The following is a 21,339-nucleotide window of genomic DNA, read 5'->3' as shown; positions in this document are numbered from 1 at the left end:
CAGATATCAGGGTTAATCTGGACTTAACGAGAGATGCAGTTACTGGCCCGGTAAAGCGCGTTCTGGAAAGAGCGCATCCAATTTGACCGGACCGGCAGCTTACGCGGCTTTGATACTCAGCCGCTTGGAGAAAATAAAGACTATGGCGACAAAAGAAAAGGAAGAAGTCGAGACCGAACGCGAGGCCGCGACCGATGGCCCTCTGCTCGACCTTTCCGACGATGCTGTCAAGAAGATGATCAAGGCCGCCAAGAAGCGCGGCTATGTCACCATGGACGAGCTGAATTCGGTGCTGCCCTCGGAGGAAGTGACCTCCGAGCAGATCGAGGACACGATGGCCATGCTTTCCGACATGGGCATCAACGTGGTCGAGGACGACGAGCAGGGCGAGGAGCCCGAAGCCGCCGATACCGCCGCTGACGCCGAGGAGGATGCCAACGAGCTGGCCGAGCAGACCGGCACCGCCGTCGCCGCCACCACGACCAAAAAAGAGCCGACCGACCGCACCGACGATCCGGTTCGCATGTATCTGCGCGAGATGGGCTCGGTGGAGCTTCTGTCGCGCGAGGGCGAAATCGCGATCGCCAAGCGCATCGAGGCCGGCCGCGAGACGATGATCGCGGGCCTCTGCGAAAGTCCGCTGACCTTCCAGGCCATCATCATCTGGCGCGACGAGCTCAACGAATCGAAGATCCTGCTGCGCGAGATCATCGACCTCGAGGCGACCTATGCCGGGCCGGAGGCCAAGCAGGCGCCGGTGGTCGAGCGTATCGAGGAAGCCAAGACCGAGGAAAAGCCGCGCCGTTCGCGCGAGGACGAGGACGACATCACCAATGTCGGCGGCGACACCCGTGGCCTGGTGGACGACGACGAGGAGGACGATGACGAGGCGAGCCTGTCGCTGGCGGCGATGGAAGCGGAACTGCGCCCGCAGGTGATGGAGACGCTCGACGTCATTGCCGACACCTATAAGAAGCTGCGCAAGCTGCAGGACCAGCAGGTCGAGAACCGGCTGGCCGCCGCCGGCACGCTGTCGCCAAGCCAGGACCGTCGGCTCAAGGAGCTGAAGGACCAGCTGATCAAGGCGGTGAAGTCGTTGTCCTTGAACACGGCGCGCATCGAGGCGCTAGTCGAGCAGCTCTACGACATCAACAAGCGCCTGGTGCAGAACGAGGGCAAGCTGTTGCGGCTGGCCGAAAGCTATGGCGTGCGCCGCGAGGAGTTCCTCAAGGAATATCAGGGCTCGGAGCTCGATCCGAACTGGACGCGTTCGATCGGCAATCTGACCTCGCGCGGCTGGAAGGAGTTCACCAAGAACGAGAAGGACGCCATCCGCGATCTGCGCGCCGAAATCCAGAACCTCGCCACCGAGACGGCGATTTCGATCCAGGAATTCCGCAAGATCGTCAACCAGGTGCAGAAGGGCGAGCGCGAAGCCGCGATCGCCAAGAAGGAAATGGTCGAGGCCAATCTGCGCCTCGTCATCTCCATCGCCAAGAAATATACCAATCGCGGCCTGCAATTCCTCGACCTGATCCAGGAAGGCAATATCGGCCTGATGAAGGCGGTCGACAAATTCGAATACCGCCGCGGCTACAAGTTCTCGACCTACGCGACATGGTGGATCCGGCAGGCGATCACCCGTTCGATCGCCGACCAGGCGCGCACCATCCGCATTCCGGTGCACATGATCGAAACGATCAACAAGATCGTACGCACCTCGCGTCAGATGCTGCATGAGATCGGCCGTGAGCCGACGCCGGAAGAACTGGCGGAAAAGCTCGCAATGCCGCTGGAAAAAGTGCGCAAGGTGCTGAAGATCGCCAAGGAGCCGATCTCGCTCGAAACGCCGGTCGGCGACGAGGAGGATTCGCATCTCGGCGATTTCATCGAGGACAAGATGGCGATCCTGCCGATCGACGCGGCGATCCAGGCCAATTTGCGCGAGACGACGACGCGCGTGCTGGCCTCGCTGACGCCGCGCGAAGAGCGCGTGCTCAGAATGCGCTTCGGCATCGGCATGAACACCGACCACACGCTTGAGGAGGTCGGCCAGCAGTTCTCGGTCACCCGCGAGCGCATCCGCCAGATCGAAGCCAAGGCGCTGCGCAAGCTCAAGCACCCGAGCCGGTCGCGCAAGCTCAGAAGCTTCCTCGACAGCTGAGTCTGGGTGACGGATAAGCAGTTTAAAGGGCGCCGGTGGCGTCCTTTTCCGTTTGGGCACAGGCGATCACGATTGGACGCGCCGCTCTTGCGGGTCGTGCCCTACGAGAGGATAATTCCGCGACGGATGCATTTTCTGGGCGACAAACCCGGATGCCCGCCCCGGCTGTGACGCCGTGCTCCGTGGCCCCGGAGGGAGGTGTGCCATGACAACTTACATCGTGCTGATCAACTGGACGGAGCAAGGCGCCAAAAACGTGCGCGAGTCGCCGAAGCGGCTCGATGCCGCCAAGAAGCTGTTGGGAGACATGGGCGGGTCCTTCAAGGCATTTTATCTCACCATGGGGGATTGCGACATGGTGGCGGTGGTCGAAGCCCCCGACGATGCCGTACTAGCTCGTTTCTCGCTGATGCTGGCGGCGGGCGGAAACGTCAGGACGCGGACACTCAAGGCTTTCCCGGAGGATGCCTATCGCGAGATCATTACCTCGCTCGGCTGAGTGCCGTGCCTGAAGCGCGTCGCGCTTGAACGGCCTCTTGCGACGCGCTTTACGCTCTTCTTTTTAAACAGGTCGGTATGGCAAACCGCCGCGCACCCTCGGGCCAGGCCCGAGGACATGTTTTTGGGGCGACGTGCATTAGCCGAAGCCGGGACATTCCGCGGTGTCGCGTCACGTTGCGGCGCAACGGCATTTGCTGGATAGTCGTCGCGCGTCCTCCGCTGGTGTTGCGAACCATGGCCAAGCCTCTGCTGACCGTCTGGTACAATACGCGCTGTCCGGTCTGCGATGCCGGCATCAGCCGGCAGAAGCGGCGGCTGATCGAGGCGGTCAAGGCGGGGCGGATCGAATTTCGCGACATCAATGCCGAACCGACGGCGCTGGCCCGCTACGGCATCGGGCTGGAGGATATCCGGCGCCGGCTGCATGCGACCGACGCCGGTGGCAAATTGCTGGTCGGCGCCGATGTTGCCGTTGCGGCTTGGCTGATAACGCCGGGCGAGGGCTGGTTGGCGACGCTGTTCGGCAATCCCGCCACGCTGCCGTTGACGCGCTATGCCTATGATCGCTTCGCCGATCTGCTCTATGCCTGGAACCGCCGCAAAGGCCGTTGGTGATAGTGTCCGTTCACTTCGCACTGAAAGACCCGTAAGTTGCTTCGGGCCCTTGGCGCAGCCTGCTATCGAGCCACGGGCTCGCAAAGCCAGCCAACGATGCGGCGCACCGCCGGCAGCAACAGCAGCAGCGTCGGAAAGGCCACCATCCAGGACAGGCCCCAAGCCGTCAGCCAGGTGGCCGGCAGATCGGGCTGGAAGCCAAGGCTTTTCAGTGTCGAGATGAACGACACGATGAACGTCATCAGCAACGACAGCACCAGCGGGCCGAGGACGGCGGCATAGCGCGCAGGCAGCTTCCTGCGCGGGGTTTTCATGGTCATTTGGATTTTTCCCTGAAGCATCCGGTCCGTCGCATTGGCATCCATTCGCCGGTCTTCCGGCGTAACTGCCCGGAAACGACCGGGGTGGATGCGTTGCTTCACGTCAGACGCTTACGGAGGGGTCTTCGACCCTCACGCGCTTCCTAGCTGCCCTTGCCGGCGAAATCAATCCTGCTGGCGCATTTTCAGATACATCGTAAGATATATCTTGACTCGATCGTGGCGAGCACCTAATTGAGATATATCGTAAGACATAACTCAACGAGCAGACAATGCACAAAGACAATCATTTCGGGCATCATCGTTTTGGCGAACACGCCGAGCGCGTTTTCATGCATATGGCCGGCAAGTTCGGCGGACGCGGCGGGTTCGGCCCGTTCGGGCATGGCATGAGAGGCGGCGGCGGACGCGGCGGACCAGGCGACATGTTCCGCGCCGGGCGTATGCTGGCTGACGGCGATCTCAAGCTGATCACGCTGTCGCTGCTGGCCGAGGCGCCGCGGCACGGCTACGACATCATCAAGGCGCTGGAGGAGCGCACCAGCGGCGTCTACAGCCCGAGCCCCGGCGTCGTCTATCCGACGCTGACCTTCCTGGAAGAGGCCGGCTATGCCGTTTCTGCGGCGGAAGGCAACAAGAAGGTGTTTTCGATCACCGAGGCAGGGCAGGCGCATCTCAACGAAAATCGCGAGATGATCGACCACGTGCTCGACCATCTCGAGCGCTTCGGCCGCAAGATGGCGAAGGCGCGCGAGTGGTTCGGCTGGAACGATGACGGCGACGGTGGCCGGCGCGGCCGCGGCCGCTCGGAAAAGCGCGACGAATTCCGCGCCGTGCGCCACCGGCTGCGCGCCGCGCTCGGCGAAATCGTAGATGCGCCTGAAGCAAAGCAGGCCGAGGCAATCAGCATATTGGAAGCTGCCGCAGAGGCCCTGGAAGCGCTGTCGCGCGACTGACCCCTGAGTGCCAAGCCAGCTGCGGCCCTTGCCCGCTCGGCCAAGGACCGGTACTGAAAATCATCCTGCACCACGCTATGTGGTGCAGGATGATTGCCGTTGGAGGATACCCCATGTCTTTTCTGAAGCGTCTTTTCGGCGGCGGCAACGAAGCCGCTGAGCCAAAGACAGCGGCGCCGGTAAAGCAAATCGAGCACAAGGGATTTTTGATCAGCGCCACGCCCTACAAGGCGGAGGGCCAGTACCAGACCTGCGGCGTGGTTTCGAAGGAGATCGACGGCGTGATGAAGGAGCACAAATTCATCCGCGCCGATCGCTTTGCCGGGCTTGATGACGCTGTCGACATCTCGATCAAGAAGGGCATCCAGCTGGTCGATGAGCAAGGCGAGAAGATCTTCGGGTAGATCGTTATTACAGCCTTGGGTCGATTGGCTCGCTTTCCAGCGCCAGCACGGCGAAGACACACTCGTGAACGCGGCGTAGCGGCTGCTTGGCGACAAATCGCGTCAGCGCCTCGTGACCGAGCGCGAACTCCCTGAGTGCCAGGCTGCGCTTGCCGCTCAGGCCGCGTTCTCGCAGGCGGATGAGATTGTCCGGCGCGTCATATTCGGGACCATAGATGATGCGCAAATATTCCGGGCCGCGGACCTTCAGCGCCGGCTGGATGAGTCCCTTCTTGCCACGGCTGACGAAGTCGCGTGGTTTGACCACCATGCCTTCGCCGCCCGAGCCAGTCAGCGCCTCCCACCAGGCAATAGCCTCCGCACACGCGCTGCCGTCGGCCAGATCAACCGTACGCCATCGGGTCGGCGTGACCACGCCAACATGGGCAGCCAGACGGTCCGCGAGCGACATGTGCCAGACATGATCCTGGTCAAACCAAACACGTCCCTCGCTGGCGAGCAGGTGGAAAGGCGCGACCTTAAGGTCGTCGACGCCGGAGACCGGCCACACGTAAGGCGCCCAGGCCGTGGCGTATTTAGCCGCACGGGCGGCCCGGTCTTCAAGGCGTGCGTTCAGGCCGGCCGCATCGACGCCGCGCGCCATCGCACGGGCTAGCGCCTCGCGGCTGACCTTGAAACCGGCGGCTGAGGATGTCGCCACCGGCGCATACTGGCTTTCGATCAGGCTGCCGGCCTTTGCCGACCAAGGCATTATCTCGGTGTCCAGCAGCAGCCAGTCGCTGTTCAATTCCGTCCACAGATCCGCCGCGTCGACCTCGACCCGGAGACGAGCGAGCAGGCCTTCCGTCATGGTGCCGTCGTTGAAAAAGGAACGTCCAGTGCGGGTCCAGATTGCGCCGGTCTCGTCGCCCGGGATCCCGAAGCGGCTGCGCGCCGCCTGCGCGTTCCGGCACAGCGCGACCACCGCCCGCGAACCCATATGCTTTTCCTCGCACACGACCTGGGCGACGTCGCGTTCGCGGAAATAAGCGAAGGCATCTTCCGGACGTTCCAGCCAGCCGTGTTGGCTGCTGGTCTCGGACGGCGACATGGTCGGCGGCAGATAGATCAGCCATTGCGGCGACAGCGCGAAGCGGCTCATCACTTCCAGTGCCGCCGAGGCGTTCTCCTCGGCCACCACAATCCGGCCCCTCAGCCCGGTCTCGATCCAGCGGCGACCGGAGACATCCTGGTAATCGAGCACGCCGTCGGCGTCGGCCTGTGCCGATTTGCCCAGACAGGACCCGCCCAGCGGACGTATCGGCTCCGACCATGTCTGGATTGCCGGCACCTCTACTAGTTCGCGTTCCGGCCAGCGTAAGGCCGTCAGCTTGCCGCCGAACACGCATCCAGTGTCGATACACAGGGTGTTGTTGACCCACTCGGCCGACAGCGTTGGCGTATGTCCATAAATTACGGCTGTCTTGCCACGGTAGGCTGCGGCCCAGTCCGCGCGGACGGGCAGCCCGAACTCGTCAGTCTCGCCTGTGGTCTCGCCGTACAGAGCGAACTCGCGCACGGCGCCGGAGCCGCGTCCGATCATTTCCTCCTTGAGACCGGCGTGGGCGACGGCGAGGTGTCCGCCGTCCAGCCAGACGTGGCTGCGCAGGCCGTCGAGAAAGGCCGGCAGCGCCTCTCGCAGGCCGCGGTCCTGCGTGTTCAACTGGTCTATCGTCTGCTCGAGGCCGTGGGCGACCGTGACCTTGCGACCTTCCAGCCAGCGGCCGAGTTTGCGTTCATGGTTGCCCTGGACACAATAGGCGGTCCCGGCCGCGACCATGCTCATGGCGATGCGCAGTACGTCGGGCGAGTTGGGGCCGCGATCGACGAGGTCGCCGACAAAGACGATCTTGCGGCCCTCCGGCGGGATCACAGTGGCCGTTCGGTCGCCCTGATGTTCAGACCAGGCGACGCTGTAGCCCAGTCGAGCGAGCAGCATCTGAAGTTCATCCGAACAGCCGTGGATGTCGCCAATGATATCGAACGGGCCGTGGTCGTCGCGCTTGTCGGTCCATAGCGGCTGCCGCGACACCTCGGCCGCGTCGATGCTGGCCTCGCTGGTAAGCGTCCAGACCTGGCGGAAGCCCTCGCGTTGCAGGCCGCCAAGACCCTTGCGGATCTCGGTTGTCATGCGCTGGGCGACCCCGGCGCCGATTGGCCGGTCGGCTCGCACCGCATTGCGTGCGACGCACACCTCGACGCCTGGATCGAGGACCACGGCGACGGGCAAAGCGTGCCACTTGCGCGCCAGCTCAATCCAGGCCTTGCGGTCGGCGGCTCGCACGTTGGTGGCGTCGATGACGGCCAGCCTGCGGTGTTTAAGCCGCTTGCCGGCTATTTCGCGCACCAGATCGAAGGCATCTGCAGAGACGTCCTGGTCGGTCTCATCGTCGGAGACCAGCGCCCGGCACTGATCCGAGGAGATGATCTCGGTCGGCAGAAAATGCCTGGCCGCGAAAGTCGACTTGCCCGATCCGGTCGAGCCGATCAGCACGACGAGGGCAAAGTCAGGAATGGCGAGATCGGTCTTGTCCAGTTCTCTCATCGGGTGAACACCGCCATCTGCGTGGGCGCGCCGAGGGTAGAATCCTGGGCTCCGATACCGCTGAAGGTGGCTGCATAGCCATAGATCTCACCGATTTTGGCCGCCCAGGTTTCGAACTGAGCCCGGCTCCATTCGAAACGGTGATCGGGATGGCGAAATGCGCCAGGGGCCAATCTGGGAAACAGAGCGTTGTAGTCCGCGTTCGGAGTGGTCACGATGACGGATTTAGGCGCCGTCTCGCCGAAAACGATGCGTTCGACCAGGGGCAGCCTGTCCTCGTCGAGATGCTCGATGACCTCGACCAGCACGGCGACGTCGGCTGCCGCCCAGCGGCCGTCCCGGTATGTCAGAGATCCGTGCAGCAGCGTAACCCGGCCCTCCGGCGGCCCGCCAAACTCGTTCAGCTTGAGACGCTTTGCAGCCCATTCCAGTTCGCGTGCCGCTGGATCCAACCCGAACAGCTTATGGACCCATCGCTCGCGCACGAGCCGATAAAGTAGCTTGCCTTCGCCGCATCCCAGGTCCGCAACCGTGGTTGCACCCGTTGCCTGGATGGCTCGGACAACAGCTTCCATGCGCAGATCGTTGAGCCGCATCGGCGTCTCCAGCGCTTCCTCAGGTGTGACACGCAGTTCGGGCGGCAAAGTCTCCCTGGCCGTTTCAGGAACCAGTCGTTCCAGAGCGATGCGGGCCAAGGCACCGCGGTTGCGCAAGTATCGGCGAACTATCAGGTCCTTGGCGGGATGTTTTTCCAGCCAGCCCTCTCCCTTGGACAGCAGCTTGTCGACCTCTGCTTCGCCGACCCAATAATGCTTGGCATCGTCCATCACCGGGATCAGCACGTAGAGGTGGTTCAACAAGGCGCTGAGCCGGCCCGTGCCGGTCAGCTTCAGATGGCCGTACCGGGACTCGCCTGCACCAGACCCGATTCCCTCGATTGGCGTCAGATCGACTGTCCAGCCCAAGGGTTCGAACAGGCTTCGAACCAGAGCCTCACCGCCGCGCATCGGCAGTGGAGTCACGACTGCCTCCAGCGGCAGTTCGCCGCTAGCCAGTTCCTGGCGCTCCTTTGACATTCCGGTCATCGCCGTCCGCAGCATTTTGTTTAGCGCCACGGACAGGAAAGACGATGCCGCGTAAGGCCGGTCGTTCACATATTGGTCCAGCAAGCCTTCCGCCCGCCCCTTGCCGCGCACTAGCCCTATCGGGTCGACATCGAGCAGGAGTGCTGCCTCGCAACGCTCTTCGGTCGCTTCGGGATAGAATAGCCACCCTTTGCCAAAGGAGAGGTCGGTCTCGTGCAAACGATCGGGATGCTTGTGCAGCAGGAAACCGAGATCGGTGGCCGGACGGTGCGTTGTGGCAACGGACAGGAACATCCGCGACCGATAGCGCAGACAAGCGGAATAACCAATGGCAGTTGTTGGCCCACCACAATAGGTTGTCGCCAACGACAGCAAGGGCAGGCACCGAGCGCCTGCCCTTGTTCAATTCAAACGATGCTGGCTTTACGCCGCGGCGGCGACGCGCTCGGCGCTTCCGGTTGCAGCCACAATGGCGTCGACCTTGGTCGAGGCCTTGGCCAGCGCTGCTGCTACCGCATCGGCGCCCATGCCGACTCCTTCGATGCGGATGACCTCCACATCGGTCATGCCGAGAAAGCCGAGCACGCTGCGCAGGTAGGGAATGGCATGATCGAACTGCACGGCTGCACCTTCGGAATAGATGCCGCCCGAGGCCAGCACGATATAGACTTTCTTGCCGGTGACGAGGCCTTTCGGGCCAGCATCGCCATAAGCAAAGGTTTTGCCGGAGCGGGCGACGTGGTCGACCCAGGATTTCAGCGTCGACGAGATGTTGAAGTTGATGAAGCCAGTGGCGAGAATGACGGTGTCGGCCGCAAACAGCTCGTCCAGTACAGTATCGGAAACGCCGACGACCTCAGCCTGGCGCTGGGTGCGCGCTTCGGCCGGCGTATAGATGCCGGTCGAATAGTCGGGGTCGATATGCGGCAGCGGGTTGGCGACGAGGTCGCGGGCGACAAGCTTGGCCGAAGGATCGGCGGCAAGCAGTTTGTCGGCGAGTTCGTTGGCGACGCGGGTCGAGTGCGAGGCGGCGCCGCGTGGGCTGGATGTGACAAGAAGGATGGACATGGTGGCTCTCCAGGGTTGGATTAAAATCTCCCGGCAAATATGTGTGCGCAGACCCATTTGAAAAACTGGTATATTTTGTATATGATCCATCTAAATTGTGGATTGAAAGATGCAGCCCAACCCGACGCTTGACCAACTGCAGATCCTGGTTGCGGTGGCCGACACCGGTTCCTTCTCGGCTGCCGGCCGTAAGCTCAACCGCGCGCAGTCGGTCATCAGCTACGCCATTGCCAACCTCGAAGCGCAGCTTGGGCTGAAGCTGTTTGAGCGTGAGGGCACGCGTGAGCCGCAACTGACCGATGTCGGCAAGGCGACGCTGGAAGATGCGCGGCGCATGGTCGGCGTGCTGCAACGCATCCGCTCGCGTATCGACGGATATCGGCAGGGATTGGAGGCGGAAGTTGCGCTGTCGGTCGACGTGACGCTACCGTCGCCGGTGCTGGTTCGGGTGCTAAAGGCATTCGAGGTGCAGTTTCCGGCCGTGACACTGCGTCTGCATATCGGCTCGCTTGGCCTTATCCTCGATCATGTTGTCGGCGGACAGGCCGATCTCGGCATCGGAGGGCTTCTGGGCGAGGCGGACGTGAATCTGCTGCGCATCGGTTTCTTCTCCCTGGTGCCGGCCGCAGCGCCTGATCACCCGCTGGCGCTGCTGCCCAGACCAGTGGCGCTGGAGGATGTCCGCGAACACATCCAACTGGTCGTCTCGGACCAGTCCGAGCGTACGCGCGGGCGCGACTATGGCGTCTTCGCCTACCGCACTTGGCGGCTGACGGATGTGCGCACCAAGCACGTGCTGATGCGCGAGGGGCTGGGCTGGGGCGGGCTGCCGCGATGGCTGATTGCCGATGATCTGGCGAACGGCCGGCTCGTCGAACTCGATCTCGAGCCTTACAGCGAAGTCCGCTCGCCGCTTTATGCCATGCACCGCGCCGATCGCAGCCCGAAACCGGCGGCCGCCTGGCTGATCGATCAGTTCAAGCGCCAGCTTGGTTGTTTCAACGAATTCGAGCCGGGTGAGGTGCCTAAGGAGGAGCCGGAGACAGACCGTCGATCAGCGCGATGAGAACGGCGCGATAGTCCTCGATCGATGCTCCAGCTTCAATGGCGAGCGCTGCGCGGTCGAAGGCAGCGGCGAGCAAAGCGGTCAGAGCTTCCACAGGCAATCTCGTCATAGAGTGCGAGCGCATCGCGGCAACAAGGCCCTCACGCAGCGAACGGTTGCCATGGCGATTGTCGATCGCATCCATGGCGGCGCGGCCGAGCACGGCGGGGCCATCAAGCAGCAAGAGCCGAGTTCGGCCGGGGGCGCGCATGGCAGCCAGATAGGCATCCGAGCCGGCAATCAGCGCATCGCGGGCAAATAGCGAAGGCGGCGACGCGCGTTCGATCTCTTCCGCCACGGCTTGCGCCTCCTGTTCGACCACAGCGGCAAACAGCGCCTGCTTGTCTGCAAAGTGATGATAAAGCGCGCCGCGCGTTACGCCGGCAGCGGCGACGATCTCGGGTGTGCTGGTCTCGGCATAGGATTTTTCGGTGAACAGTTTTCGCGCCGCGGCGATGAGCTCGGCGCGTCTCGCTTCGGTGCGATCACGGTTGGAGCGGCGAGCGGATCGCTGTTGCATACATTCAGCCTGTATGTTAGTTACATTTACATGCAGATTGTATGTTGTTCGCCGGGAGAAAGAAAGATGAGGACGACGAGCTATTATCCGGTGCTGATGACGGGCGATGTTGCCGGCACTGCAGCCTTTTATGTCGCGCATTTCGGCTTCAAGCCGCTGTTCGAGGCCGACTGGTACATCCATCTGCGCTCAGCCGAAGATCGCCGCGTCAACCTCGGCATCGTCCAGGGCGATCATGAGACGATCCCGGAGGAGGGGCGGGGCCGCGCGTCTGGCGTGCTGATCAATTTCGAGGTCAGGGACCCGGATGCCGTCTATGAGCGGATCACCGCCGCCGGCCTGCCGATCCTGCTAACGCTGCGCGACGAACCCTTCGGCCAGCGCCATTTCATCACCAAGGATCCCAACGGCGTGCTGATCGACGTGATCAGGCCGATCCCGCCGAGCCCGGAATTCCTGGCGCAATATGCGCAGGGTGCTGCAGCGAGCTAGCTTGCCCTCGCCAACGGCATCACCGTGACCTGGGCAATGCCGGAGCGGCGCACCACCGTGCACAGTGTCTCGCGGCCGATGCGCTCGGCGTCGAGCATGCGCACAAGATCGTCGACGCCGGTGACCGGGCGGCCGTCGATGGCGGCAATAATGTCGCCTTCCCTGAGACCGGCCTTGTCCGCCGGGCTGTTCTTCTCGACGCTGCGCAGGCGCACCGCCGTGATGCTCGACACTTGCGACAAGAGTGCTGCGCGGCGCGGCAGGTTGGTGGTGTCGGCGGAAACGCCGATGAAGGCGCGGCGCACGCGGCCGAAGCGGATGATCTCCGAGATGACGAAATTGGCGGTGTTGGAGGCAACCGCGAACGCGATGCCTTGCGCTCCGTGGATCATCGCGGTGTTGACGCCGATCACCTCGCCGGCCGAGGACACCAGCGGTCCGCCGGAATTGCCGGGGTTGAGCGCGGCGTCAGTCTGGATGACGTCGTCGATCAGCCGGCCGGTGGAGGCACGCATCGAGCGGCCGAGCGCCGAGACGACGCCGGTGGTGACGGTCCATTCGAAGCCGAGCGGGTTGCCGATGGCAATTGCAATCTGGCCGCGCCTCAAACGCTTGGAATCGCCAAGCGGCGCAACGTCGGCAAAGTTGCCGTCGGCGCGCACCAGCGCAATGTCGGTGTCGGGGTCGCGGCCGAGCACGCGGCCTTCCCTGGAGGCGCCGTCCGGCATCGACACGCGCACACTGCGCGCATCGCCGACGACGTGGAAGTTGGTGACGACCAGCCCGTCCGGCGCGATGACGAAGCCTGAGCCATGGCCGCCCGGGCCACCGACACGCTCGATGCGGCAGACGGCGGGCCCGATGCGGTCGACGGCATCGGCGACCGTCGCCGAATAGGCATCGAGAAGGGCATCGTCATATTGCAATTGCTGGGCGGGCAGGGCCATCTGCGGGGCTCCGTAGCTTTTGGAACAAGATGAACAATGCCTATATGTGCGGAGCGGCCGGACCGGCCGCGACCTGACCAGATGGCCAGTCAAACGCCCAACTAACCGTCAGGCGAGTATCCGCCAACGCCCTGCCGGGCGATATCTGGGTCACGAGGAACCCAGGAGACAAATCATGAGCGATTTCAATCTGAGCACATTTTCCGACGCCATTGCCGACATCGCCGCAGCCGCGGCTCCAGCGACGGCCAGCTTCGCGACGCACCACCACCGCACGTCTACCGCTTTCCACTGGCAGGACGGCTATTTCGTCACTGCCGAGGAGGCGGTCGAGGCCGGCGAGGAGATCGAGCTGACGTTTCCTTCGGGCGAAACCGTCAAGGCCGAGCTGGTCGGCCGCGACCCGTCCACCGGCACGGCCGTTTTGAAACCCACCGGCGCACCAAGCGTGCCGTCCCTGGTGAAGGCGGATGCAGTGCGGCCGGGCAATCTGGCGATCGTCGCGGGCAATAGCGACGGCACCTCGCTCGCTACCTTCGGCACGGTCGGCGAGGTCGGCCCAGCCTGGCGTTCAATGCGCGGCGGCACGATCGACCGGCGCATCAACCTTGCCGTCAATGCCGGCGGCCGTTTCGAGGGCGGCCCTGTGCTCGACGCCAAGGGCGGACTGATCGGCATGCTGCTGTTCGGGCCACGCCGGCGGGCGCTGGTCATGCCTTACGAAACGATCGAGCGGGCAGTCACGACGCTGCGCGAGAAGGGTCATGTGGCGAGGGGCTATCTTGGTGCCGGCCTGCATCCGGTCCGCAATGGTGATACACAGGGCGCCATGGTGATGAGCCTTGACGATAGCGGCCCGGCGAAAGCCGCCGGTCTCAGTCTCGGCGACATCATCGTATCGTGGAACGCAGAGACGGTGCATGGCCCGCGCGAGCTGATCCGCAAGCTCGGGCCGGACAGCGCCGGTGCCTTGGTGACACTCGGCGTGGTGCGCGGCGGCGAGAACCGTGAGGTCTCACTGACCATCGGTGAAAAACCACTGAGCTGAGGGATAGATGGTAAGCGGTGAGGTCGCTGGCAGACGGCTGACGGTGCTGATCGTGCTCCGTGACGTCGAGCGCGCGCGAAGTCTGTCCGCGGCTCTCGCTGCGACCGATGACCTGCAGCCTTTTCTGGCGGGCGAAGTCGACGGGCGTTGGGCGGCGGATGTCGCCATCGTCGATGATCATGGGGTGCAAGGCGGGCTCGTCGACGCCGCTATGCCTCGAGTGCTGCTATCGTCGCGAGCGGCCGGGGAGCGGCCGGCCGATACAGTGTTTGCCGTGCTGCCGGTGGCAGCGGACGACGTGCTGATCGCCGCTGCGGCGCGGCTGGCGGCGGCTGGCTACCGGATTTCGCGTGACAGCCACGCTCTGTCAGACGGGCACGATTTTACCTTTCATGACAGCGACCGGTTCGACGAGGAACCGAGTAACGAGCAAATCGTCCGGCCGACGCTTTCGCCGCGCGAAAGCGAGGTGCTGGCACTGCTCGCCGAAGGCGCGCCCAACAAGGTCATCGCGCGGCGGCTGAACATCTCCGTGCATACGGCGAAATTCCACGTCGCAGCGATCCTGACGAAGCTCGGTGCCGCCAACCGCACCGATGCGATCGCCATCGCCATGCGGCAGGGCCTGGTGCTGGTCTAGCCGTGGATCAAACAGCCGGTTCGATGTCGGTCAGCCGGAAATCGTCACCCTTGAACAGCAACGGCATGGCTTCGATACGTGCCGCAGCATAGGCAATGCAGTCGCCGAAGTTGAGGGCGGCCGGATGCCGGCCCTTGCCATAGCGCAGGAACGCCTGACGAGCGACCGCGGCGTGGTCGGCCGTGAAGGGGATCGTCTCGATCGAGGCGGTGCGCAAAAAAGTTTCGAAGCGATCGATAATCTGGTCCTGCCAGCGGCCGACGAGCACCATTGTCGTTTCAAGCAGTGTCGGTGCCGGAAGCAAACGTCTTTCAGCCTGGGTGATCGCCAAAACGAAGCGGTCGTAGCCCGGCTCCGTGCGTAAAATGGCGACCAGCGCCGAGGAATCGATGATCATCGCGTCGGGATACCCAGTTCGTCATAACCGAGAATTTCATCGTCGCTCATCGCGTCTTTGCGCTCCGGTATTCGTGCAGCTCGTTCCGCAATCGCCATCAGACGTTGAAAAAGGTCACCGGTCTCGTCGCGCGGCACAAGCCGCTCGCGCGCAACCTCGCGCTCGAGGCTTTGACGGATGGCCTCCGTCACCGATACCTGGCGCCGGCGGGCGAGCTCACGTGCCAGTTGCTCGACCGCCATATTCTTGATCGATAAGGCCATTTATATATTCTCCCTTTTCGTATAGAATATATACCAACTTGCCCGACAGATTCAACGCGCGCTCCCGCGAAATCCACGACCCTCCGTAGCGTCACACCACCGCTGCGGGTTAAGGGCGCTTGTATCCGCCGGCGGTGCAGGCAAGGATCGCAAGGAGAAAAGATGGTAGAAAAGAGAGTAGCACAGGGAGGGGCGAGGATGTCGCTCAAGGGAAAGACGCTGTTCATCTCTGGCGGGTCACGCGGCATCGGGCTGGCGATTGCGCTGCGCGCCGCGCGCGACGGCGCCAATGTGACGATCGCGGCCAAGACCGCCGAGCCGCATCCGAAGCTGCCGGGGACGATCTACACAGCGGCGCAAGAGATCGAGCGGGCCGGCGGCAAGGCGCTGCCGGCGCTGTGCGACATCCGCGATGAAGCGCAGGTCGCCGAAGCCGTCGCCAAGACCGTGGAGACGTTCGGCGGCATCGATATCTGCATCAACAATGCCAGCGCCATCCAACTCACCGGCACGCTGGAGACCGACATGAAACGCTACGACCTGATGCACCAGATCAACACGCGCGGTACTTTTCTCGTCTCCAAAATGTGCATTCCACACTTGAGGTTGGCGGAAAATCCTCACATTTTGAATCTGGCGCCGCCGCTCGACATGAAGGCCAAATGGTTCAAGAACCATGTCGCCTACACGATGGCGAAGTTCGGCATGTCAATGTGCACGCTGGGCATGAGCGCCGAGTTCGCCAGGGACGGCATTGCGGTCAATTCGCTATGGCCGATCTCGACCATCGACACGGCGGCGGTGCGCAACCTCCTGGGCGGGGCGACGGTGGCGGCGATGAGCCGTTCGCCCGACATCATGGCCGATGCCGCACACGCCATCCTGGTCAGGCCGTCGCGCGGGGCAACCGGTAATTTCTACATCGACGAAGAAGTGCTGCGCGCCGAAGGCGTCAGCGATTTCTCAGCCTATGCGCCGGGCGCGACAGGCCCGCTCGCCGGCGACTTTTTTGTGCCGGACGAGGTGTTCGAGCGGACTGATACCAAAATCAAAGGTATTTACTGACGGAAAGCATCTAGCTGACAGGCGTATCTCTTAAAGACCGGCACAGACGCGTGCTCAGCCTTCGGCTTTCTTGGCTTTGCCAAGACCCATCAGCCGGTCGATCTAGGCAAGCATCAGTGCCGACAGAACGAAGGCCAGATGAATGATGGTCAGCCACATCAGCTGGTCGGTCGTGTAGGAGACCGAGTTCAGGAAAACCTGCAAGAGGTGGATCGAGGAGATGGCGACGATTGTCGAGGCGACCTTGACCTTCAGCGAGCCGACATCGATCGTGCCCAGCCAATGCACCTTGCCGTCATTTTCATCGAAGCGGCTTACGAAGTTTTCGTAGCCCGAGATGATCACCATCACCACCAGTGAGGCGACCAGCGCGGCGTCGATGAGGCCGAGGATCTTCAGGATGGTATCGGTGTCGTCGAGCGTGAAGGCCACGGAGACGAACTCGAACAGCTTCTTGCCGAAGGACACGGCATAGATGGCAAGCGCCGCGCCCAGTCCGAGATAGAAGACGACCAGCAGCCAGCGCGAGGCGAGAATGATCGATTCGATGGCGAGTTCGAGGCGCTTCATGCGGCGATTCCGGGCTCCGTTGTCGGAGTGCCGTATTTCGGGCAGGCTGCGGCGGTTTGCAAGGTTCTAAAAAACGAAACCCCGCCGGGGAGGGGAACCGGCGGGGCTCGTGTGTCCCGCTGGAGTCGGGACGGGGCAGGGACGCCCTTTCCAAAATTTGGGATTGGTGACCTCGCGTTTCAAGATTGGTGACCGCGCGATTCAATGGTTGATCGGATCGCGCGGTTCACATTCCGCTTATTGGGCGCTGGCCACCGGCGCCACCAGCGAGGTGATGCGGCGGATGGCGACGCGGCGGTTCTCACGGTTGGGTCCCGACGTGTCTACCTTGAGATACTCCTCGCCATAGCCCTGTGTCGTCAGGTTCTCCGGCGGGATGCCGAAGGCATTGGTCAAGGCTTCGGCGACTGCCTCGGCGCGGCGGTCGGACAATGCAAGGTTCGCTTCCGGCTTGCCGACTGCATCCGTGTGGCCTTCGATCAGGAAGGTCTCGGCCGGGTTTTTCTTCAGCAGCTTGTCCATGGCGTTGGCAACACCCTCCAGCTTCTGGACCTCGGTGTCGGAAATCGAAGCCGAACCGAATTCGAAGTTGAGCGTATCGAGGTCGATGCGGCGGGCAATGTCGCGCACGCGGGCCGAGCGTTTGACCTCGTCGATCGAATAGAGGCGCTGGACCTTCTCCACCGGCGGTCGTTCGAGGAAGGTGTAGTAGTCGTCCGGATCCTCGACCTCTTCGGAATCCAGAATGTATTCCTCTTGCGGGATGGTAAGGCGCATCGGCGGCAGGTCGTCGCCCGGGTCGCGCCAGTCTGCATCATCGTCATAGTTCCGCTCGTCGACATAGCTCAGCACATATTCGCGTCCGTCAGGCGCGATGCGTGAACGCTGGATCACGTCGCCGTAGCGGTTGCGGATGGTGACGATCCGGAAACCGTTGTCACGCTCCACGATTTCCCGGGTGCGATCGCCCGACAGGTCCTCATAATAGACATTCCTGGCGCCGCGGTGCATACGCGGGGCGTCGCTGCTTTCGACGAACGTCTGGTTGTTGAACTGGAGGATGACGCGGTCGCCGAATTCCCTGAGGACATTGGTGCCTTGCGGGCGCCGCCGACGACGAACATCCTCGAAATCGGCTGAGCGCTCGACGCGCTTGCCTTTTTCCTCGGTCACGGGAGCGATCTTTTCAGGTTTGATCTCCTGCTGCGCTGCCCGGTCGTCGGTCGGGGGCGGCCCCTGGTCGACCGGAGCCGGTTTCGAGACTTCCGCCTGGTTGCCGTTCTCCTCGACGGGCTGGTTGCCTTCCTGACCACCCGTTTTGCCGCCATTTTGGCGACCCGCGTTTTGGCCGCCTTGGTCCTTGCCGTGCCTGCGCCTGACATCCTTCTGACTGTCCAGTATGGGCGCCTCGTTCGGGTTGGCCGCGGCTTCGCCCGAAGCAGGGGGCCCACCCTCGGCGGGTGCTGCCTGTTCGCCGGTGGCGGGTTGCTCACCGGTTGCGGGCTGCTGTTCGCCTGTCACCGGCTCTTCCCCAACGGGCTTCTTGCCGCGTTTCTTCGTCTGGTCCTGGGGCTGTTCGGCTTGAGCAGGAGCGGCTTGCTTGTCGGTTGGAAGTGGCTCGGCCTGTGGGAGAGCCGGCGCCGCCTGCTGGTCCTGCTTATTCTTCCTCTTGCGCGGATTGCCCTGCTCGTTGTCGTTTGCAGGGGCAACCTGCTCGGCCGGCTGTTCAGCAGGTGCGGCTTCCTGCTGTTGCTGGTCGCGCTTCTTCCTGCGCTGCTTGAGCTGCTGCTGAACGTCGTTCGCGGGCGCAGCCTGCTCGGCCGGCTGTTCAGCAGGTGCGGCTTCCTGCTGTTGCTGGTCGCGCTTCTTCCTGCGCGGCTTGAGCTGCTGCTGATCGTCGCTCGCGGGCGCAGCTTGCTCGGCCGGCTGTTCAGCAGGTGCGGCTTCCCGCTGTTGCTGGTCGCGCTTCTTCCTGCGCGGCTTGATCTGCTGATCGTCATTCACGGGTGCAGCCTGCTCGGCCGGCTGTTCGGCTTCGATCTGCTGTTGCTGCCTCTTTTTCCTGCGTTGATTGCCCTGCTCCTCTCCGCCCGAGGGCGCGAGTTGTTCGGCGGGCGCGGATTCGGTCTGTTGCTGCTCGCGCTTGTTCCGGCGCGGCTTTTGCTCGGACTCGCCCGATTGTTCGGCGGGTGCTTCGGTTCGCTCCTGCCGTTCGCGCCTCTTGCCGGGCTTCTGTTCCGGCTCCGCCTGCCCGCCTTGGGCACAGGCTTCGGCCGACTCGCCTTCGGCGCAATTCGACTGCGCCGGGATAAGCACTGCGCTGTTCCGAGCGGGGCCGAATGCGGCGCTGCCTTGCAGCGGGAACGCGCCTAACGGCGCGGACGCCATCAACAGGCCAAGCGCCGTGCCTGCCAGAATCCGTGGTTGGCGTTTCATCATAAACACTCCTTGTGGCGTCCCATCCCTGCCCAAACTTTCAGCAACCATGTTTGGTTCCTGTTTGTAGGTCTTAGCGGTGGCACAGGGCGATTGACCGGCGTTTTGAAGGCGACTTCATGTCATTCGTATGGTCTTGGCGTATGGTCCCGGCGTATTGTTCGGACGAGGGTGCATGGGTTGCTGCGCTTGACCTTGACGCCTCCGAGGTCCACATGCCGACGATGGAAAAGCCGTTCTGGAAAACCAAGACGCTGGAGGCGATGACCCCGGCCGAGTGGGAATCGCTCTGCGACGGCTGTGGCAAATGCTGCCTGTCCAAACTCGAAGACGAGGACACCGGAGATATCTACTGGACCAGCGTCGGCTGCCGGCTGTTCGACGCTGGAAGCTGCCGCTGCTCCGATTATACCAACCGGCTGGCGCGTGTTCCGGATTGCGTCGGGCTGACGCCGCAGAATGTGCGCACCATCAGCTGGCTGCCCAAGACCTGCGCTTACCGGTTGGTTGCCGAGGGCCGCGATCTTTATTGGTGGCACAGGCTGGTGTCGGGAAGCGACGAGACTGTGCACGAGGCCGGCATCTCGATGCGCGGCCGGGTCAGCGCCAGCGAGACGGAGCTTGCCGAGCCGGAGGATTATTTCGACCATATGCTTGCAGACGAGCCTTAGGATTTACTCCGGAATCGAGGACCCAGAACCGACAGCAAAACGGACGTTGCCTATCCGCCCATGCCGGTCCACCCTATGTAGGACCGCCGTCCATAGCACCGGTTCCGGAAGCGAGAGACTATCCCGGTTCTGCCGCATGAACCGGAGATGAACGGCCGGTTCGCAAAAAATTCAGACAGGCGGGTGCATTCTCCTCCCATCGGTTCGACGAAAACGGGTGGAAACCCTCAAACAAGGAGAGAAGACAATGTTCAACACCATCAAGACGGCGGCTCTTTCGGCTCTTGTCGGCCTTGGCACGCTTGCTGCCATCCCAGCCCATGCAGACAGTATCTATCTCGGCTTCGGCAACAACCAAGATCCGCGCGTCGGCGTCTATACCGGCGACGAAGATGATGGTTACTATCGCGAACACCGCCGTGAGCGCAACTGGCGCCGCTCCTGTTCGCCGGAGCGTGCCCTCGACAAGGCCGAACGTATGGGCCTGCGCCGCGCCCGCATCGTCGACATCAACCGCCGCACGGTCAAGGTCGCTGGCCGCCAGTACGGCGACCGCGTGGTGATCGTATTCGCCAACGAGCGCGGTTGTCCGATTATCTATCGCTAAGCCCGTCGAAGCTTTGCGGCCGGCGTCTTTCAGCCGGTAAAGTAGCGGAGCCTCTTTCCGCCAGGACGGAAAGGTGCGGCTCGAAAACCCCGGAGGATCGGTCCTCCGGGGTTTTTTATGCGCTGCGATCGACGATCACTTCAGTTCGAAAGTCACCGTCACCTGCGCGGTATAGGAATTCTCGCCGGCCTGCACGGGGACCGATGCGCCGGCCGCATCGAAAGCCTTGGCGTTGATTGGCATCGGCGGCGGTGCGAAATTCTGGTCGGTGATTTCCAGAACCCGGCCGATGCCGACGCCGGCCGCTTCGGCCAGCGTCTTGGCCTTGGCCATGGCATTGGCGACGGCCTTCTTGCGCGCTTCAGTGACGGCTGCCGCCGGATCGTCGTTGGAGAAGGAGATGCCGCCGCCCTGGTTGACGCCGAGCGACACCGCCTTGTCGAGAATGTCGCCGGTCTTGTCGATGTCGCGGATGCGCACCGAAAGCGTGTTGGTCACCTGATAGGCGACAAGTTCGGCCTCCTGGCTGCCGTCGGGCTTGTTGGTGTAGTTATAGCGCGGGTTGATCTGGATGCCCGCGGTCTGCAGGTCGCGCTCCTTGATGCCGGACGATTTCATTGCCGCGATCACCGCGGCCATGGCGTCGTTATTGGCATCGAGCGCGGCACGCGCCGTCTTGGCCTCGCGCATGACGCTGAGCGTCAGCAGAGCCAGATCGGGTGCTATCGCCGCCTCGCCTTCGCCGGTGACGACGATGCGCGGCGGCGGCGGCGAATCGGCGGCGCCGGCGATCGCCGGAAATGCGATTGCGGCGGCAATCGCCAGTGGCAAAATACGTCTGGTCATGAAATCTCCTCGATCTGCGATCCCAAGACTGCCGA

General features: G+C 63.0%; 23 protein-coding genes. 12 read left to right on the top strand and 11 right to left on the bottom strand.

Features of this window, described 5'->3' with window-relative positions; translation table 11 throughout:
- Window positions 1–142 precede the first annotated feature (142 nt).
- The 3 genes from rpoD to NKH91_RS24910 all read left to right on the top strand — a co-directional run bounded on the left by rpoD (window position 143) and on the right by NKH91_RS24910 (window position 3,280).
- A complete protein-coding gene (rpoD, locus tag NKH91_RS24920) occupies window positions 143–2,164 on the top strand; it encodes an RNA polymerase sigma factor RpoD (protein WP_023719339.1) in 2,022 nt (673 codons plus the stop codon).
- A 205-nt stretch (window positions 2,165–2,369) separates the two neighbouring features.
- Window positions 2,370–2,663, top strand: a complete 294-nt coding sequence (locus NKH91_RS24915; RefSeq protein ID WP_023719338.1) for a GYD domain-containing protein — start codon at window positions 2,370–2,372, stop codon at window positions 2,661–2,663.
- 236 nt (window positions 2,664–2,899) lie between these two features.
- Complete coding sequence (locus tag NKH91_RS24910; protein WP_352494943.1) at window positions 2,900–3,280, top strand: thiol-disulfide oxidoreductase DCC family protein; 381 nt, start codon at window positions 2,900–2,902, stop codon at window positions 3,278–3,280.
- 62 nt (window positions 3,281–3,342) lie between these two features.
- Here the strand turns inward: NKH91_RS24910 and NKH91_RS24905 are convergent, their stop codons facing one another.
- A complete protein-coding gene (locus NKH91_RS24905) occupies window positions 3,343–3,600 on the bottom strand; it encodes a DUF2798 domain-containing protein (protein WP_023719336.1) in 258 nt (85 codons plus the stop codon).
- A 272-nt stretch (window positions 3,601–3,872) separates the two neighbouring features.
- Here NKH91_RS24905 and NKH91_RS24900 point away from each other — a divergent pair, with 272 nt between their 5' ends.
- Window positions 3,873–4,556 (top strand): PadR family transcriptional regulator, encoded by a 684-nt coding sequence (locus NKH91_RS24900; protein WP_023719335.1) that lies wholly within the window; start codon window positions 3,873–3,875, stop codon window positions 4,554–4,556.
- A gap of 113 nt (window positions 4,557–4,669) precedes the next feature.
- Window positions 4,670–4,960, top strand: a complete 291-nt coding sequence (locus NKH91_RS24895; protein WP_023719334.1) for an HlyU family transcriptional regulator — start codon at window positions 4,670–4,672, stop codon at window positions 4,958–4,960.
- A 7-nt stretch (window positions 4,961–4,967) separates the two neighbouring features.
- On the opposite strand, the gene NKH91_RS24890 is transcribed toward NKH91_RS24895, so the two are convergent.
- The 3 genes from NKH91_RS24890 to NKH91_RS24880 form a co-directional block, all read right to left on the bottom strand.
- Complete coding sequence (locus NKH91_RS24890) at window positions 4,968–7,544, bottom strand: polynucleotide kinase-phosphatase (RefSeq protein ID WP_352848108.1); 2,577 nt, start codon at window positions 7,542–7,544, stop codon at window positions 4,968–4,970.
- On the bottom strand, window positions 7,541–8,923 hold the full coding sequence (locus NKH91_RS24885) for a 3' terminal RNA ribose 2'-O-methyltransferase Hen1 (RefSeq protein WP_352848111.1): 1,383 nt from the start codon (window positions 8,921–8,923) through the stop codon (window positions 7,541–7,543). The genes NKH91_RS24890 and NKH91_RS24885 overlap by 4 nt, the downstream gene beginning before the upstream one ends.
- Window positions 8,924–9,052: 129 nt before the next feature.
- Window positions 9,053–9,697 carry an FMN-dependent NADH-azoreductase gene (locus NKH91_RS24880; RefSeq protein ID WP_023719333.1) on the bottom strand — a complete coding sequence of 215 codons (645 nt, stop codon included), beginning with the start codon at window positions 9,695–9,697 and terminating at the stop codon, window positions 9,053–9,055.
- Window positions 9,698–9,806: 109 nt separating this feature from the next.
- Here NKH91_RS24880 and NKH91_RS24875 point away from each other — a divergent pair, with 109 nt between their 5' ends.
- Window positions 9,807–10,763 carry a LysR family transcriptional regulator gene (locus tag NKH91_RS24875; protein WP_352639934.1) on the top strand — a complete coding sequence of 319 codons (957 nt, stop codon included), beginning with the start codon at window positions 9,807–9,809 and terminating at the stop codon, window positions 10,761–10,763.
- Here the strand turns inward: NKH91_RS24875 and NKH91_RS24870 are convergent.
- Window positions 10,723–11,322, bottom strand: coding sequence for a TetR/AcrR family transcriptional regulator (locus NKH91_RS24870; protein ID WP_352848113.1), 600 nt, complete (start codon window positions 11,320–11,322; stop codon window positions 10,723–10,725). The two genes, NKH91_RS24875 and NKH91_RS24870, sit on opposite strands and share 41 nt — an antisense overlap.
- A 66-nt stretch (window positions 11,323–11,388) precedes the next feature.
- Here NKH91_RS24870 and NKH91_RS24865 point away from each other — a divergent pair, with 66 nt between their 5' ends.
- Complete coding sequence (locus tag NKH91_RS24865) at window positions 11,389–11,814, top strand: VOC family protein (protein ID WP_352483190.1); 426 nt, start codon at window positions 11,389–11,391, stop codon at window positions 11,812–11,814.
- Here NKH91_RS24865 and NKH91_RS24860 read toward each other — a convergent pair.
- Window positions 11,811–12,761 carry a S1C family serine protease gene (locus NKH91_RS24860; protein WP_352591321.1) on the bottom strand — a complete coding sequence of 317 codons (951 nt, stop codon included), beginning with the start codon at window positions 12,759–12,761 and terminating at the stop codon, window positions 11,811–11,813. The two genes, NKH91_RS24865 and NKH91_RS24860, sit on opposite strands and share 4 nt — an antisense overlap.
- Window positions 12,762–12,936: 175 nt before the next feature.
- Between NKH91_RS24860 and NKH91_RS24855 the strand changes: the two genes are divergently transcribed.
- The gene (locus NKH91_RS24855) at window positions 12,937–13,809 is read left to right on the top strand and encodes a S1C family serine protease (protein WP_023719328.1); all 873 of its coding nucleotides are present in this window, start codon (window positions 12,937–12,939) and stop codon (window positions 13,807–13,809) included.
- 7 nt (window positions 13,810–13,816) lie between these two features.
- Complete coding sequence (locus NKH91_RS24850) at window positions 13,817–14,449, top strand: helix-turn-helix transcriptional regulator (protein ID WP_023719327.1); 633 nt, start codon at window positions 13,817–13,819, stop codon at window positions 14,447–14,449.
- Window positions 14,450–14,456: 7 nt separating this feature from the next.
- Here NKH91_RS24850 and NKH91_RS24845 read toward each other — a convergent pair whose 3' ends face one another.
- Together NKH91_RS24845 and NKH91_RS24840 are read right to left on the bottom strand one after the other, a co-directional pair.
- Window positions 14,457–14,846, bottom strand: a complete 390-nt coding sequence (locus NKH91_RS24845) for a type II toxin-antitoxin system VapC family toxin (protein ID WP_023719326.1) — start codon at window positions 14,844–14,846, stop codon at window positions 14,457–14,459.
- The gene (locus NKH91_RS24840; protein ID WP_023719325.1) at window positions 14,843–15,109 is read right to left on the bottom strand and encodes a type II toxin-antitoxin system VapB family antitoxin; all 267 of its coding nucleotides are present in this window, start codon (window positions 15,107–15,109) and stop codon (window positions 14,843–14,845) included. The genes NKH91_RS24845 and NKH91_RS24840 overlap by 4 nt, the downstream gene beginning before the upstream one ends.
- 198 nt (window positions 15,110–15,307) lie before the next feature.
- On the opposite strand from NKH91_RS24840, the gene NKH91_RS24835 reads away from it, so the two are divergent.
- Window positions 15,308–16,174, top strand: coding sequence for an SDR family oxidoreductase (locus tag NKH91_RS24835; protein WP_352494950.1), 867 nt, complete (start codon window positions 15,308–15,310; stop codon window positions 16,172–16,174).
- A 102-nt stretch (window positions 16,175–16,276) separates the two neighbouring features.
- Here the strand turns inward: NKH91_RS24835 and NKH91_RS24830 are convergent, their stop codons facing one another.
- Window positions 16,277–16,744, bottom strand: a complete 468-nt coding sequence (locus NKH91_RS24830; protein ID WP_352848116.1) for a TIGR00645 family protein — start codon at window positions 16,742–16,744, stop codon at window positions 16,277–16,279.
- 237 nt (window positions 16,745–16,981) lie between these two features.
- Window positions 16,982–19,180, bottom strand: coding sequence for an OmpA family protein (locus tag NKH91_RS32425; protein ID WP_502895938.1), 2,199 nt, complete (start codon window positions 19,178–19,180; stop codon window positions 16,982–16,984).
- A gap of 224 nt (window positions 19,181–19,404) precedes the next feature.
- On the opposite strand from NKH91_RS32425, the gene NKH91_RS24815 reads away from it, so the two are divergent.
- A complete protein-coding gene (locus NKH91_RS24815; protein WP_023719321.1) occupies window positions 19,405–19,851 on the top strand; it encodes a YcgN family cysteine cluster protein in 447 nt (148 codons plus the stop codon).
- Between the two features lie 247 nt (window positions 19,852–20,098).
- The gene (locus tag NKH91_RS24810) at window positions 20,099–20,458 is read left to right on the top strand and encodes a hypothetical protein (RefSeq protein WP_023719320.1); all 360 of its coding nucleotides are present in this window, start codon (window positions 20,099–20,101) and stop codon (window positions 20,456–20,458) included.
- Between the two features lie 135 nt (window positions 20,459–20,593).
- Here the strand turns inward: NKH91_RS24810 and NKH91_RS24805 are convergent, their stop codons facing one another.
- Window positions 20,594–21,304 (bottom strand): SIMPL domain-containing protein, encoded by a 711-nt coding sequence (locus tag NKH91_RS24805; protein ID WP_023719319.1) that lies wholly within the window; start codon window positions 21,302–21,304, stop codon window positions 20,594–20,596.
- Window positions 21,305–21,339 lie beyond the last annotated feature (35 nt).

The organism is Mesorhizobium sp. M0894, assembly GCF_040319725.1.
Lineage (GTDB): Bacteria > Pseudomonadota > Alphaproteobacteria > Rhizobiales > Rhizobiaceae > Mesorhizobium.
This window is presented reverse-complemented; position numbering and strand designations above follow the sequence as displayed.